Genomic DNA, 14,724 nt, shown 5'->3' with positions numbered 1-14,724 from the left:
CGCTTTCATGCGGGAAAAGGGAATGGCCCTGCCATAAATGGGGGCGGAACGCTGTCAAGGAAGCTCTTGCCATCGCCGCCGATGCGGATCAGGCTGCCCGGACCATTTGGGGGGATGAGGAATGAACAGCGCCGAAGGGCAAATCGACGCCGCGAGCGACCGCCCCGTTTCGAGCTTCGCGTTCACGGGCACCTGGCGGGAATTCCTGCCGATCGCGCTCACCAATCTGGCGCTGACGATCGTCACGCTCGGCATCTACCGTTTCTGGGCCAAGGCGCGGGAGCGGCGCTATTTGTGGAGCCGCACCCGCTTCATCGACGACACTTTCGAATGGACCGGCACCGGCAAGGAAATGTTCGTCGGCTTCCTGATCGTGATGGCCGCCTTCCTGCCCGGCATCCTGGTCCTGAATGTCTTCGTGGAGGCGATGGTCCTGCGCGGCGAATGGCTGCTGGGCGGTGCGATCACCGCCTTCATCTATATCGGCCTGCTCTACCTCTTCAACGTCGCCCGTTTTCGGGCGCTCCGCTATCAGCTGAGCCGCACCTATTGGCACGGCATACGCGGCGGCAGCGCCGATCCGGGTTGGCGTTACGGATTGTCCGCGATGTGGCGTTACGGCGTCGGCATCGCGGCGATGGGCCTGCTGCTGCCCTGGTCGATGGCGAGCTTGTGGAACGCACGCTGGAACCGGATGAGCTTTGGCTCGCACCCCTTTACGGCCGACGCCCTCTTCGAGCCGCTGATGAAGCGCTGGATGCTCGTCTATTTCCTGCCGCTCGGCGTCTTTCTCGTGCTGACGATCGCCGGAGGCCTGGTCGCGGGAACGGCGGCGCTGGAGGGTTCGCCGGAGTCCGCCGTGCTTGGCCTTCTCATGCTGATGATCCCGGCCTTCGTCCTCACCTACGTCCTCTTCCTGATCCTCGGCCTCGCTTATTATGCCCTTCTCTACCGGATATGTGCGGGAGCAACGTCGGTCGCGGGCATCGACTTCCATTTCAACGCCCGCACCTGGGATTGGGTGAAGCTGATTCTCGGCAATATCGGCCTGGTGATCGTGACCTTGGGGGTCGGCATCATGTTCCTGTCCTACCGCAATTACAGCTTTCTCGTCCGGCATATGGAGGCTTACGGCCTGATCGACCTCGACCTTCTGAGCCAGTCGGCCATGCAGGCGCCGGGCGATGCGGAGGGCCTGGCCGACGCCTTCGATTTCGGCTCCTTCTAGGATGCAGGACGGCTGGCTCTACGACGGTCGGGTCGCCGTCCGCCGTGCTGCGCGGCTGGAGGAAAGCGGCCATGGCTGGCGGCTCGTCCTCACCGATACCGGTGATGCCGAGGCCCTCGATCCGTCGGCCCTTCGCGCGATTGAGAGCCGGGCCGATGCCGATGTCTATGGGCTGGATGGCCGTCCGGGCTGGCGCCTGGGCCTTGCAAAGCCCATCGATCCGGCCCTCGCCGCGCACCTCCCCGCATTGCGCGTCTATGGCGGCTGGATCGACCGGATCGGCCTGCCCAGGGCGCTGGCCGCCGGTCTTGCCGTCTCGGCGGCGGTCCTGTTTCTTGCCAACCGCCTGCCGGACCTCCTCGCGCCGATGGTGCCGTTTGCCTGGGAACAGCGCTTCGGCACATTGCTGCTCGGCGATCTCGACGCCAATATGTGCGCGACGCCGGAAGGGCAGCGGGCGCTCGACAGGCTCGCCGCGCGGCTCTCCCCCGATGCGGGGCGCTACAAGGTGCGCGTCGCCGACCTCTCCATGGTGAACGCCGTCGCGCTGCCCGGCGGCAACATCGTCATTTTCAAGGATCTCCTGATCGAGGCGCAGGGTCCGGACGAAGTCGCCGGTGTGCTCGGCCATGAAATGGCGCATGTCGAAAAACGCCACGTCACCGCGGCGATGATCCGCCATTTCGGCTTCAACCTGCTCCTCTCTTCGGTCGGCGGCAATACCGGCGGCAACGTCCAGGCCGTGCTGGAAACAGGCTATAGCCGGGATGCGGAAGGCGAGGCGGACGAGGGGGCGCTCCTCGCCCTGCGCCGCGCCGGCATTTCGCCCGCCGGAACCGCGGCCTTTTTCGAGCGGCTTGCCAAGGACGATGCGCGCCTTGGCCGGGCCGCCGACGCCCTCGCTTATCTTTCGACCCATCCCGCCCCCGGCAGCCGCCGCGCACGCTTTGCGGCGGCCGTCGAAAAAGGGCGGCATTACACGCCTGTCCTGAGCGCGGAGGAATGGCTGGCCCTGCAGGACATTTGCCAGCCGCCACCCAAAGGCCAGGCCGAAAAATCCTGAGCCGCGCATGGCCGGACGCTGCGGCGGGGAACGTTGCGCTTGACCTCCGGCCCGCAATCGCTTTCTTGGCCGCATAAAGATATTCAAGGGGCTGCCGGTGGCAAAGCGTTTAACCTATTATATCCTGGCGGGCCTCATGCTCGGCATCATCGTCGGCTGGGCGATCAATGCCGGCGTCGGCGGCGGAACGCCGGAAGGCCAGGCGCTGCTCAAGGACATCGCCGGTTATTTCTCCATCGTCACGACGCTTTTCCTGCGCCTCATCAAGATGATCATCGCGCCGCTCGTCTTCGCGACGCTCGTCACCGGCATCGCGCATATGGGCGACACGGCGGCACTGGGGCGCGTCGGCTTCCGCGCGGTCGGCTGGTTCATCTGCGCCAGCCTCGTCTCGCTCAGCCTCGGCCTCATCCTCGTCAATCTGTTCCAGCCGGGCGTCGGCCTCAACTTCCCGATTCCGGATGCGAGCGCGGCGAGCGGGGTCGAACGCGCCGCCTTCAACCTCAAGGATTTCATCACCCACCTTGTCCCCGCTTCGATGATCGAGGCGATGGCGACGAACGAGATCCTGCAGATCGTCGTCTTCTCGCTCTTCGTCGGCGTGGCGCTGACCGCCGTCGGCGAGAAGGCGGCGCCGATCGTCAAGGCGACCGAGGCTTTGGTCCACGTCATGCTGCAGATCACCGATTATGTGATGCGCGTGGCGCCGGTCGCCGTCTTCGCGGCCGTCGCGGGTACGATCGCCGAACGCGGCCCGGCCATCCTCGGCACCTTCGGCTATTTCATGGGCAGCTTCTATGTCGGCCTGGCGTTGCTCTGGATGCTGCTGATCGCCGTCTGCTTCCTGATCGTCGGCCCGCGCACAAGATTGCTCGTCCGCTACATCCGCGATCCGCTGATCCTCGCTTTCTCGACCGCCTCGTCGGAGGCCGCCTATCCGCGCACGCTCGAGGCGCTGGACCGTTTCGGCGTGCCGCCGCGCATCGCCAGCTTCGTGCTGCCGCTCGGTTATTCGTTCAACCTCGACGGGTCGATGATGTACATGACCTTCGCGACGATCTTCATCGCGCAGGCCTATGGCATCGATTTGAGCCTGGGGCAGGAAATCACGATGCTCCTCGTCCTCATGGTGACGTCGAAGGGGATTGCGGGCGTGCCGCGCGCCAGCCTCGTCATCATCGCCGCGACCCTCGCCTTCTTCGATATTCCCGAGGCCGGACTGCTGCTCATCATCGCGGTCGACCATTTCCTCGACATGGGCCGTTCGGCGACCAATGTCGTCGGCAATGCGGTGGCGAGCGCAGTGGTCGCCAAGTGGGAAGGCCATCTCGACCCCCTCGAACCGGCCGAGATCGTGCCGCCCAAGGCGCCGTCGCACATGCCGCCGCCGGTGGGCGACGAAAGCCTGCGCTGATGACCTCCTCCCCCGTCATTCCCGCGAAGGCGGGAATCCAGACGATGGTGGGAGCAGTCGCCAGCGCCGCTCTGGATTCCCGCTTTCGCGGGAATAACTGGGAAAAGGTATGACGGATCTGCAATTTCTCGATTCCAAAGAGCGCCGCCTCGCCTACCGCCATCGGGCGGGGACGGGCCCGACGCTCGTCTTTCTTCCCGGCTACATGTCGGACATGGAGGGAACGAAGGCGCTGGCGCTCGACGCCTGGGCGGCGGAAACGGGGCGCGCCTTCCTGCGCTTCGACTATGGCGGTTGCGGAGGAAGCGGCGGCGCGTTCGAGGATCAGTCGCTGCACGATTGGTGGGACGACGCCCTGCTGATGATCGACGAAATCGCGAAGGGCCCGGTCGTCCTCGTCGGCTCGTCGATGGGCGGGTGGTTGATGCTGCTGGCGGCGCTCGCCCGGCCCGGATTGGTCAAGGGCCTCGTCGGGATCGCCGCGGCGCCCGATTTCACCGATTGGGGGTTTTCGGACGGAGACAAGGCGACGATCCGCGGCATGGGCCGGATCGAGGAAGCTTCGCCTTATAGCGATCCGCCCATCCTCACCACGCGCGCCTTCTGGGAAAGCGGTGAGAAGCTGCATGTGCTGGACGCGCCGATCGCGATCGATTGTCCGATCCGCCTTCTCCACGGCTTGAAGGACGATGACGTGCCTTGGGCGGTGTCCCTCAATCTCATGGAGCGGCTGCGTTCATCCGACGTGCAGACCCTGCTGATAAAGGATGGCGATCATCGCCTGTCCCGGGACTCGGATATCGCTCTTTTGATCCGGACGGTAAGCGGGCTGCTGGAGGCCCTGTGATCCTTTCCCTTCTGACCGCCGCTCTCCTGCAAACGGCGGCCGTGCCGGCGCCGGACGGCGCTTACAAGAACTGCCTCGCAGAGGTCCGCTCCGCGCCCGCCAAGGCGGTGGAAACGGCGAGCGACTGGCGTGTGAAGGGTGGCGGCCTCCCCGCCCGCCAATGCCTGGGGCTCGCCTATGTCGCGCTGGAGCGGTGGCAGGATGCCGCCGTCGCCTACGAACAGGCGGCGCGTGAAGCGGAAGGAACGAAGACTCCGGCGGCCGCCGATTTCTGGACGCAATCCGGCAATGCCTGGCTGGCGATGAACGACGCCGTTCGTGCCCGCGCCGCTTTCGACGCGGCCTTGAAAATCGAAGGTACGGCACCCGAACTTACGGGCGAAATCCATCTCGACCGCGCCCGGGCGGGCGTCGCGCTCGGCGACATGTCCGGCGCGCGAGCCGATATCGATGCAGGCCTGAAACTGGTGCCGGGCGATCCCTTCGCCTGGTATCTGTCGGCGGCGCTCGCGCTGCGCGAAAATGCCTTGTCCCGCGCCGAAGCGGATATCGCCAAGGCGCTGGCGCTCGCACCCGATGATGCGGACGTGCTGCTGCAGGCCGGAACCATCGCCGGCAAGGCGGGCAAATCCGACGAAGCGCGCGGCTTCTACGAGCGCGCCGCGAAGGCCGATCCCAATTCGGAAGCGGGACGCGCGGCCAGCGCTGCTCTTGCGGACGGCGCGCCGCCTCAATCCAGATAGAAGTCGATGGTCGTGACGACCCTCACCTTCTGGAAAGGCGAGCCGCCGCCGCTTTCGCTTTCGTCGCCATCGCGGGCGCCGACCGAAAAATAACCCTGCGTCGCTTGCTTGATGGCGCCGACCTCCGCGCCGGAATCCTTGGCGAACTGCTCGGCGGCGCGGCGGGCGTCCTTGGTCGATTCCGCGATCATCGCGGGCTTGACGTCATTCAATTTGGTGAAGCTGTACACCATGCCCGATCCTTCCTGCACCGCCACGCCTGCGCGGATCAGGTCGGCCTGCCGCGCATAAGCGGCGCGCGCTTTCATGACGTCATTGGTGCGGAGTTGAAGGCTGCGGGTGACGGTGATGCGGTTCTCGCCCCGGTCATTGTCGAAATACTGGCTGACCCCGACGCTGGCCGTGCTGATCTCATTATCCTTGAAACCGGAACGGCGGAAGAAATCGGCGATGATGCGCGTGTCCTGGTCGCTCGCGGCCTGGACGGCGGCGAGATCGGTTCCCTGCGCGGAATAGGATATGGTCCAAGTCGCGAGATCGGCAGTGACGTCGCGCTCGGCGAGACCCCGCATCGTCACCGACCGGTCGGCGAGGCGCGAGCGCCTGAGCCCATCGCCCAGCAGATATCCGCCGAGCACGATGCCGAGAGCCAGAAGAGCCGCGGCGATCAATGCCGTACTGCGATCCTGAGTCATGCAAGCTCCTTCCCTGCTGGAACCCGGTCGTTCATCCCCCATATACAGCATCGACCCGCTTTCGCGCAGCTGAACGTTCCGGAGCCAATATGAAATATCTGCACACCATGATTCGCGTGTCCGATCCCCAGGCGACGATCCGCTTCTTCGAGCTTCTGGGCCTCAAGGAAGTGCGCCGGATGGAGAATGAAAAGGCGCGTTACACCCTGATCTTCCTCGCCGCGCCCGGGGACGAACAGGCGCAGGTCGAGCTCACCCACAATTGGGACGAGCAAGGCTATGACGGCGGCCGCAACTTCGGCCACCTCGCCTACCGGGTTGAAAATATCTACGACACCTGCCAGCGGCTGATGGACGCGGGCTACACGATCAACCGCCCGCCGCGCGACGGGCACATGGCTTTCGTCCGCACGCCCGACAACATCTCGATCGAATTGCTGCAGGACGGCTATCTTGAGCCCGCCGAGCCGTGGGCGTCGATGCCGAATACCGGCACATGGTAGACATCGTCCGCATTCCAGCCCTGTCGGACAATTATATCTGGCTAATGCACGATCCGGTGTCCGGAGAAACGGTGGTCATCGATCCCGCCGTTGCCGATCCGGTTATGGAGGAAGCGGCGGCGCGCGGCTGGCGGATCACCCAGATCTGGAACACGCACTGGCACCCCGACCACACCGGCGGCAACGAAGCGATCAAGTCCGCGACGGGCTGCACGGTCACCGGTCCCGCCGCCGAAGCGCATCGCATCCCGACGCTCGACCGGCAAGTGCGGGAGGGCGACACCGTTTCTATCGGCGCCATCGGCGCGCAGGTGATGGACGTTCCCGCCCATACCGCCGGACATATCGCCTATCATTTGCCGTCGGAAGGGATCGTCTTCGTCGGCGACACCTTGTTCGCCATGGGCTGCGGGCGCTTGTTCGAAGGCACGGCGGAGCAGATGCACGCCAATCTCCAGCGTCTGGCGCAGTTGCCGCCGGAAACGGCCGTCTACTGCGCGCACGAATATACGTTGTCGAACGGCCGCTTCGCCTTGAGCGTGGAGCCGGACAACAAGGCGCTTGCGGCGCGTATGGCGGATGTCGAACGTGCGCGAGCGGTGGGCGAAGCGACGGTGCCAACCACCATCGCTCTCGAACGCGCGACCAACCCGTTCATGCGCGCCAAATCGGCGGATGCGCTTGCGGAACGGCGCGCGGCAAAGGATCGTTTCACCGGTTAGGAAAGGAATTGCCCATGCGTGCCCTCCTCATTCCAATCGCCGCTCTTACCGCCGCTTGCTCGACCTATCCGGACGCGCCGCCCAACGCTGCCACCGATTCCGAATTGGCCACCGAACTGGCCGGACGCGCGGCCGAAGTCCCGCGCAGCTGCGTCAGCCAGCGCGACCTGCGGAGCAATCGCACCGTCGACAATGGCGCGGCGATCCTCTTTTCAGGCCCGGGGGACCGGATCTACGTCAACCGGCCCCCGGCCGGATGCCCGTTCCTGGATTCCGGACGAACTTTGGTGGCGAAATCGACCACGGGCCAATTGTGCCGGGGCGATATCGTCGACGTGGTCGATCTCACCTCCGGCATGCATTACGGCAGCTGCGGCCTCGGGGAATTCGTTCCCTACCGTAAGGCAGTTCAGTAAGACGCCGCTCTCTTCCGTCACCCGACGAAGGCCGGATGACAGGAAATTTCACCGCTTGTACAAAGCGTCGAGCCGCGGGCCGTAAATGTCCTTCAGCACATGCCGCCGGATCTTGAGCGTCGTCGTCATCTGCTCGTTCGCGGTGGTGAAGGGCTCATCGGCAATGATGAAGCTCCTGACCTTTTCGATCACCGACAACTCCGCGCTCACCCGGTTGACCGCCGCTCCCACCGCTTTCACGAAGTCAGGATCGGTCCTGAGCGTCGCCAAATCGTTCGGCTTGCCGTTGGCCTTGGCCCATTCGGCCATCCATTCGGCGTCCGGCATGACCAGGCCGACCAGATAGGGGCGGCGGTCGCCGACCACCATCGCCTGCGCGATTTCGGGCTGGAGGGTCAGCATGCCCTCGACGCGCTGGGGCGCGACATTGTCGCCCTTGTCGAGAACGATGATGTCCTTCTTGCGGTCGGTGATGACGATGCGGCCCTTGTCGTCGAAATGGCCGACATCGCCCGTGTGCAGCCAGCCATCGACAATGGTCGACGCGGTATGCGCTTCGTTGCGCCAATAGCCTTTCATGACGAGCTCGCCGCGCACCAATATTTCGCCATCCTCGGCGATCCGCACGTCCGTGTTCCTGACCGGCGGCCCGACCGTGTCCATCTTGAGGCCGACCTTGGGCCGGTTCGCGCTGATCACCGGCCCCGCTTCGGTCTGGCCATAGCCTTGAAGCAGGGTGAGGCCGATCGAGTGGAAGAAGATGCCGACATCGGGATTGAGGGGGGCGCCGCCCGAAATCATCGCCTTCATCCGCCCGCCGAACTTGGCGAAGATCTTCGGGCGAAAGGTGCGGTCGAGAATGAAGTCCATCGGCCGGTCCTTCAGCGGCACCTTCCCGGCATAATCCTTGGCGCCGATCTCCATCGCGCGCTTCAGCAGATATTGGGTCGCCTTGCCCTGCTTCTCGATCGTCTTGAGGATGCGGGCGCGCAGCACTTCGAACAGGCGGGGCAGCACCATCATGATGGTGGGACGCACCTCCTCGATATTGGCGGCGAGCTTTTCCAGGCTTTCGGCATAATAGATCTGCCCGCCCAGCCCCATCGGGAACATCTGGCCGCCGCTATGTTCATAAGCGTGGCTGGCGGGGAGGAAGGAGAGGAACACTTCGTCGTCCCAGCCGAAGTCTTCGGAGATGATCTCCGCCGCGCCTTCGCAATTGTGGAGGATCGCGCCGTGATGCTGCATCACGCCGCGCGGCGCGCCGCCGGTGCCCGATGTGTAGATGATGCAGGCCAGGTCGTCGCGGGTCAGGGCCTCCGCCGCTTTCGCGCAGGCCGCGACGTCGGCGCTGCCCGCCGCGACGAGGGCGTCCCAATCGTGGAAGCGCAGGTTCGACGCCTGGTTGCGGATCGGCTCCATGCCGATGATGTGCTCGCAGCCTGAACGAACGGCGGCGGGGAGCAGGGTCTTGGCGAGTTTCTCGCTCGACACGAAGATCGCCCGCGCGCCGCTATCGTCGATGATATGCTGGTGATCGCGCGTCGTGTTGGTGATGTAGGTCGGCACGGACACGCAGCCCGCCGCCATGATGGCGAGGTCCGCGATCAGCCATTCGGGCCGGTTTTCCGACACGATCATCACCCGGTCGCCGGGCTGCAAACCCAATGCCTTCAGGCTCGACGCGATGGCGGCGACGCTCGCGGCGGCCGTCGCCCAGGTCGTCGCCTGCCACGTCCCGTTCCTCTTCGCCCACAGAAAAGGCGCATCGCCCTTTTCCCGCGCGCGGGTGAAGAACATGGTGACGAGATTGTTGAAATGTTCGAGCTGGCGCATCTCTCTCCCCCAGCGCGGCTTTCCCGCGTCTGTCCGTGACGTTCCTATGCCGCTCTGGCGTCACTCGGCAAGGGCATTGCCTTCGCTGCGCGGATCGGCGGCGCCGCGCCAGGCGCCGTCCACATATTCGACGGCATTGACCTTCGAACCGAGATCGCTCGCGGTGACCAGCCCGTCATAACGTGTCATCTCACCCTGCATCGCGGCCAGGAAGGTGCCCTTTTCCACCAAGGTCGCGTCCCCGCCGAAATAGATGTTGGGGAGCGCGATCGCCTCCGCCACCGGAAGACCGAAGTCGATCCAGCCGATCAGCGTCTTCGCCACATGCATGATGATGCGCGGCCCGCCCGCCGATCCCAGCGCCAACACCGGCTTGCCGCTCGCGTCGTAGACGATGGTCGGGGACATGGAGGAGCGCGGGCGCTTGTTCGCCTCCACCCGGTTGGCGACCGGCGCGCCGTCCTTCTCCGGAGCGAAGCTGAAATCGGTCAATTCGTTGTTGAGAATGAAGCCGCCCGCGACGAGCTGGCTGCCGAAAATGCCCTCGACGGTCGACGTCATGCTCGCGACGTTCCCGCGTCCGTCGACCGCGACGAAATGGGTGGTGCTCGGCACCTCGCCGGACATGGCGGCGGTCCGCGGCGCGGCGCCTGGCGGCATGCCCGCCTCGTAACGGCCGAGGGGGCGGGCCGGCGAGATACCGGCGGACCGTTTCGCGAGATAGGCTTTGTCGATCAGCCCGGCGACCGGAACGTCGACGAAATCGCGGTCGCCCACCCAGGTGTCGCGGTCGGCATAAGCGAGCTTCATCGCCTCGGCGATCAAGTGCCAGGCGCGCGGATCGTCCTTGCCCATGGCCTTCATGTCGAACCGCTCGAGCATTCCCAATATTCCCAGCACCGTCGTCGCGCCGGACGAGGGCGGGCCCATGCCGCAGACCTTATAGGCGCGATAGGCCATGCAGACCGGCGGCCGCTCCTTCGCCTCATAAGCGGCAAGGTCGGCGCGCGTCATGTCCGCCGCATTGCGCTTCGATCCCTGCACGGCGTTAACAATGGCGTCCGCTACAGGCCCTTTGTAAAAACCATCCGGCCCCTCGGCGGCGATCCGGCGCAGGGTCGCGGCGAGCGCCGGGTTCCTGACCGTTTCGCCGGCCGCGAGCGGCTTGCCGTCCCTCCAATAAATCGCCTGGCTTTCCGGGAAATCCTTCCACGTCGGCGCGACCATGGCGAGATAGCCCGCCGTCGACTTGCTGACCGCGAAACCATCTTCCGCCAGCTTGATCGCCGGATCGAACAGGCGCGCCCAGGGCAGCCTGCCCCATTTGGCGTGGGTCTGCGCCATCAGGGCGATATTGCCGGGCACGCCGACCGACAGGCCGCCGGGCACGACCTGCATGAATGGACGCGGCTTGCCGTCCGCGCCCAAGAAACGCTCCGGTGTCGCGGCGGCAGGCGCTTTCTCCCGCCCGTCGATCGTCTGCGTCCGCCCGGTCGCGGCATCGTGATGGATCAGGAATCCGCCGCCGCCGATGCCGGAGGATTGCGGCTCCACCACGGTCAGCGCCAGCATCATCGCCATGGCGGCGTCGGCGGCGCTGCCCCCGTCGCGCAGGATCTGCTGCCCCGCCGCCGTCGCGCGCGAATCGGCCGAGGAAACGACGCCCTGCGCGCTGGTTGCCACCGGCATGACGAAAAGGGCGAAGAGCAGGAGGAAGCGGTTCAGCATAGCGCGTGACATAAGGCCAAATGTGCTCCTGCGAAAGCAGGAGCCTAGTCGTTCATGCCGCACCGCTGGGCTCCTGCTTTCGCAGGAGCACAAGAAGCTGGATTAAGCGTCCGCGCCCACAGCCTCGGCGAGCGTCGCGAAACCGTCGCGCCGCACTAGGGCACGCAGCTCCCGCACAATCCGCCGCGCGAGCCCGGGCCCTTCATAAACCATGGCCGAATAGATTTGCACCAGGCTCGCCCCGGCGCGGATGCGGGCATAGGCGTCGGCCCCGCTCTCGATCCCGCCTGCCGCGATCAGCGGAATCGCGCCGCCGGCCGCGCTGCGAAAATCGCGCAAGGCCTCCAGCGCGATGCACTTCAGCGGGGCGCCCGACAGTCCGCCTTGCTCCCGGCAGTGGAGCGAATGGAGATGCGGCCGCGCGAGCGTAGTGTTGGAAACGATCAGCGCGTCCATCTTCCGCGCGGTCGCGACCGCCACGATGTCGCCGATCTCGCTCCTGCGCAGGTCGGGCGCGAGCTTCAGGAAGACCGGCGGCCCGCCTGCTCCCCGCGCCTCCGCAACCGCCGCGAGCAATTCGTCGAGCGCGCCTTTGTCCTGCAACGCGCGCAGCCCCGGCGTGTTGGGGGAGGAGATATTGACGGTCAGGTAGCTGGCGAACGGCGCCATCTCCCGTGCACCCCGGGCATAATCGGCGATCCGGTCGGCGCTGTCCTTGTTCGCTCCGATATTGACGCCGACGATCCCGGGCCCGCGCCCGGCAAGCCGCTTCTTGGCCGCGTCCAGTCCAGCATTGTTGAAGCCCATCCGGTTGATCACCGCCCGATCCTCGACCAGCCGGAACAGGCGCGGCCTCGGATTGCCGCCCTGCGCGCGCGGGGTCAGCGTGCCGACTTCCGCGAAGCCGAAGCCGAGACGCAGCGCCTGGCCGAACACCTCGGCATTCTTGTCGAAACCCGGCGCGAGGCCGACGGGGTTGGGAAAATGCAGCCCCGCGACATCGGTAGCCAGAACCGGATCCTCGTCCGGCACTCCAGGCCGCAGCCTCTTCAACGCGGCGATGGTGAGGCCGTGCGCCCGCTCGGCGTCGAGGCGGAACAGCAAGGGACGGATCAGCGGATAAAGCGCCATGCCCCCGCCTATGGCAGTCATGGATGCACTGGTCAAAAGCCGCGAAGCCGTTACGGTGCGGCATCTATTCCTTGCGGAGACTATAATGCTGCGTTCCCTGCTTCTCGCTTCCACGCTACTTCTCTCGGCCCCCGCCATCGCCGCAGCGGCGCCTCAAGCCCCGGCTCCGGCCGCTGCGCCCGCGAAAAATGCCGGTCTCGCCGCTCTCTTCGAAGCGTACGATCAGGCCCAGCTCGCTTTGTCGCCCATTTCCAAATCCTATCGCGCGATCCGCGACGGCGATTATGGCAAGTGGGACGAGATCGGCGCCGCCGCCGATGAACGAAGCCGCGCGCTCGACCTCAAGACCCTTGCCGACCTGCGCGCCCGCTTTCCACGCGCTTCGCTGTCGCCCGAGGATCAGCTGAGCGTCGATATTTTCGAAAACCGCATCGCGCGGAGCGAGTCGCTCTGGCCCTATCGCGACTATGGCTATGTCTTCGACCAGATGAACGGCGCGCAAAGCGAAGGCCCCGCCTTCCTCATCAACATCCACCGCGTCGACAATCTCGCCGAGGCCGAGGCCTATGTATCGCGCCTCAGGACGCTGGACACCTATCTCGATCAGGCCATGGCGGAGGCGAAGGAGCGGGCGGCGCTCGGCGTGCTGCCGCCCAAATGGGTCTTCCCTTATGTGATCAGCGACGCGCGGAACGTCATCTCCGGCGCGCCCTTCGACACTGGCGCGGACAATGACGTCTTCGCCGACTTCAAGACGAAGGTCGGCAAGCTCGCCATCGCGGAGGGCGAAAAGGCGCGCCTGATCGAGGAGGCGCGCAAGGCGCTCGTCGAAGACGTGAAGCCCGCTTACGAACGCCTCATCGCGCTGATGCAGGAGCAGGAGAAGCAGGCCGGGACCGACGATGGCATCTGGCGGTTCAAGGACGGCGCCGGGCAATATGCGGCGCTGCTGCGCTCCTACACCACCACCAACCTCAATGCCGATCAAATTCACCAGCTCGGCCTCGACCAGGTCGACCGCATCCACAACGAGATGCGCGGGATCATGCGCCAAGTCGGCTTCACCGGCACCTTGCAGCAATTTTTCGAAAAGATGCGGACCGATCCGCAATTCTATTTCCCGAACACCGATGCCGGGCGCCAGCAATATCTGGACAAGACGCAAACCTTCAACACGGAGATGGAAAAGCTGCTTCCCGGCTATTTTGGCACCACGCCCAAATCCTCGTTGCAGGTGAAGCGGGTCGAGCCGTTCCGCGAGAAATCGGCGGGCAAAGCCTTTTACGACAGACCGGCGCCGGACGGCTCGCGCCCCGGCATCTATTACGTCAACCTCTACAACATGGCCGACATGCCGTGGACCGAGATCGAGGCGCTCTTCTATCACGAAGGCATTCCGGGCCACCACCTCCAGCTCGCCGTGCAGACGGAGCTTGGCGACAGCGTGCCGCCCTTCCGCCGGTTCGGCGGCTTCACTGCTTATTCCGAAGGCTGGGGCCTTTATGCCGAGCGGCTCGGCAAGGACATGGGTCAGTATAAGGATCCCTATAGCGATTTCGGCCGCTTGCAGCTGGAGCTGCACCGCGCCATCCGCCTCGTCGTCGATTCCGGCATCCACCACAAACGCTGGACCCGCGAACAGGCGATCAAATATGTCGAGGACAATAGCGCCGACGCCAAGGGCGGCATCGTCAAGGCGATCGAACGCTACATCGTCTATCCGGGCCAGGCGACGGCCTATATGGTCGGCAAATTGAAGATCGAAGAATTGCGCACCCGCGCGCAGCAGGCTTTGGGCGACAAGTTCGACATCAAGGAATTCCACGACGCCGTCCTGCTCTCCGGCCCGGTCCCGCTCGACCTTCTGGAACGGAATGTCGACCAGTGGATCGCGCGGAAGAAAGCGGCCTAGCCCTCCCAGTCCAGAACGAAATCCCGCAATGCCCGCGCATCGTGCAGGGCATTGTGGGGCACCTTGCTGTTCCGCGCGGTGCTGAAGCCGGGAGTGCGCAGCAGCTCGAACTTCAAATGATAGACGTCCGCGATGTCGCCGGGCCCGGTGACGAGGAGCTGGCAGAAAAGCGCGATATCCTCCGGCCAATCCGCGACGATCAGCGTGTCGTGATCGTGGGCCAAATAGCGTGCCACCTCATGCGGAGCCGATTCCCGCGTGGTGCGCCCGCCGGGGAAATCGTCGGGAATCATGTCGAGATAGGGGACGACGTGGCGCTCCACCCACTCATGCACCGTCTCCGGCAGCGGCAGGACGAGATACAATTCCTCGCCCCCATTCTCCGGCACGAGAGCGAGGCTGATCAATTCGCCGCCCGTGCCGTTATATTCGGTGTCGAGGAAATAGCGCATGGGGGGCTCATTAACCCGCCTCCCCCAAAAGCAA

At 65.1% G+C, this 14,724-nt stretch carries 14 protein-coding genes; 9 read left to right on the top strand and 5 right to left on the bottom strand.

Going from position 1 to position 14,724, the window contains the following annotated elements; genetic code table 11:
- The first annotated feature begins 121 nt into the window (after positions 1 to 121).
- The 5 genes from IC614_RS10050 (at position 122) to IC614_RS10030 (ending at position 5,295) form a co-directional block, all read left to right on the top strand.
- Positions 122 to 1,228 carry a YjgN family protein gene (locus IC614_RS10050; protein ID WP_200971253.1) on the top strand — a complete coding sequence of 369 codons (1,107 nt, stop codon included), beginning with the start codon at positions 122 to 124 and terminating at the stop codon, positions 1,226 to 1,228.
- A 1-nt stretch (position 1,229) separates the two neighbouring features.
- Complete coding sequence (locus tag IC614_RS10045; protein WP_200971251.1) at positions 1,230 to 2,291, top strand: M48 family metallopeptidase; 1,062 nt, start codon at positions 1,230 to 1,232, stop codon at positions 2,289 to 2,291.
- A 97-nt stretch (positions 2,292 to 2,388) separates the two neighbouring features.
- Entirely contained in the window at positions 2,389 to 3,705 is a 1,317-nt protein-coding gene (locus IC614_RS10040) for a dicarboxylate/amino acid:cation symporter (protein WP_200971249.1), read from the top strand.
- Between the two features lie 109 nt (positions 3,706 to 3,814).
- The gene (locus IC614_RS10035; protein ID WP_200971248.1) at positions 3,815 to 4,552 is read left to right on the top strand and encodes an alpha/beta hydrolase; all 738 of its coding nucleotides are present in this window, start codon (positions 3,815 to 3,817) and stop codon (positions 4,550 to 4,552) included.
- On the top strand, positions 4,549 to 5,295 hold the full coding sequence (locus IC614_RS10030; protein WP_200971246.1) for a tetratricopeptide repeat protein: 747 nt from the start codon (positions 4,549 to 4,551) through the stop codon (positions 5,293 to 5,295). Before IC614_RS10035 ends, IC614_RS10030 begins: the two co-directional genes overlap by 4 nt.
- Here IC614_RS10030 and IC614_RS10025 read toward each other — a convergent pair.
- Complete coding sequence (locus IC614_RS10025; protein ID WP_200971244.1) at positions 5,283 to 5,990, bottom strand: SIMPL domain-containing protein; 708 nt, start codon at positions 5,988 to 5,990, stop codon at positions 5,283 to 5,285. The two genes, IC614_RS10030 and IC614_RS10025, sit on opposite strands and share 13 nt — an antisense overlap.
- A gap of 89 nt (positions 5,991 to 6,079) precedes the next feature.
- Between IC614_RS10025 and IC614_RS10020 the strand changes: the two genes are divergently transcribed.
- The 3 genes from IC614_RS10020 to IC614_RS10010 are packed head-to-tail and all read left to right on the top strand — an operon-like array spanning position 6,080 to position 7,631.
- Positions 6,080 to 6,493 (top strand): VOC family protein, encoded by a 414-nt coding sequence (locus IC614_RS10020; protein ID WP_200971242.1) that lies wholly within the window; start codon positions 6,080 to 6,082, stop codon positions 6,491 to 6,493.
- A complete protein-coding gene (gloB, locus tag IC614_RS10015; RefSeq protein WP_200971240.1) occupies positions 6,487 to 7,215 on the top strand; it encodes a hydroxyacylglutathione hydrolase in 729 nt (242 codons plus the stop codon). Before IC614_RS10020 ends, gloB begins: the two co-directional genes overlap by 7 nt.
- Positions 7,216 to 7,229: 14 nt before the next feature.
- Positions 7,230 to 7,631 carry a hypothetical protein gene (locus IC614_RS10010; protein WP_200971238.1) on the top strand — a complete coding sequence of 134 codons (402 nt, stop codon included), beginning with the start codon at positions 7,230 to 7,232 and terminating at the stop codon, positions 7,629 to 7,631.
- Positions 7,632 to 7,679: 48 nt separating this feature from the next.
- Here the strand turns inward: IC614_RS10010 and IC614_RS10005 are convergent, their stop codons facing one another.
- The 3 genes from IC614_RS10005 to IC614_RS09995 all read right to left on the bottom strand — a co-directional run bounded on the left by IC614_RS10005 (position 7,680) and on the right by IC614_RS09995 (position 12,326).
- A complete protein-coding gene (locus tag IC614_RS10005; RefSeq protein WP_200971236.1) occupies positions 7,680 to 9,467 on the bottom strand; it encodes an AMP-dependent synthetase/ligase in 1,788 nt (595 codons plus the stop codon).
- A gap of 60 nt (positions 9,468 to 9,527) precedes the next feature.
- Positions 9,528 to 11,195, bottom strand: coding sequence for a gamma-glutamyltransferase (gene ggt, locus IC614_RS10000; RefSeq protein WP_200973192.1), 1,668 nt, complete (start codon positions 11,193 to 11,195; stop codon positions 9,528 to 9,530).
- Between the two features lie 102 nt (positions 11,196 to 11,297).
- Positions 11,298 to 12,326 (bottom strand): quinone-dependent dihydroorotate dehydrogenase, encoded by a 1,029-nt coding sequence (locus tag IC614_RS09995; RefSeq protein WP_200971234.1) that lies wholly within the window; start codon positions 12,324 to 12,326, stop codon positions 11,298 to 11,300.
- An 85-nt stretch (positions 12,327 to 12,411) separates the two neighbouring features.
- On the opposite strand from IC614_RS09995, the gene IC614_RS09990 reads away from it, so the two are divergent.
- Positions 12,412 to 14,238, top strand: a complete 1,827-nt coding sequence (locus IC614_RS09990; protein WP_200971232.1) for a DUF885 domain-containing protein — start codon at positions 12,412 to 12,414, stop codon at positions 14,236 to 14,238.
- Here the strand turns inward: IC614_RS09990 and IC614_RS09985 are convergent.
- Positions 14,235 to 14,690: a hypothetical protein gene (locus IC614_RS09985; protein WP_200971230.1), complete on the bottom strand. Its 456-nt coding sequence runs from the start codon at positions 14,688 to 14,690 to the stop codon at positions 14,235 to 14,237. The genes IC614_RS09990 and IC614_RS09985 overlap by 4 nt on opposite strands.
- Positions 14,691 to 14,724: the final 34 nt, after the last annotated feature.

It is taken from the genome of Sphingosinicella flava, from assembly GCF_016025255.1.
Classification (GTDB): Bacteria; Pseudomonadota; Alphaproteobacteria; order Sphingomonadales; family Sphingomonadaceae; genus Allosphingosinicella; species Allosphingosinicella flava.
Note: the sequence above shows the minus strand (reverse complement) of the source record. Positions and strands in the feature narration are given on the sequence as shown.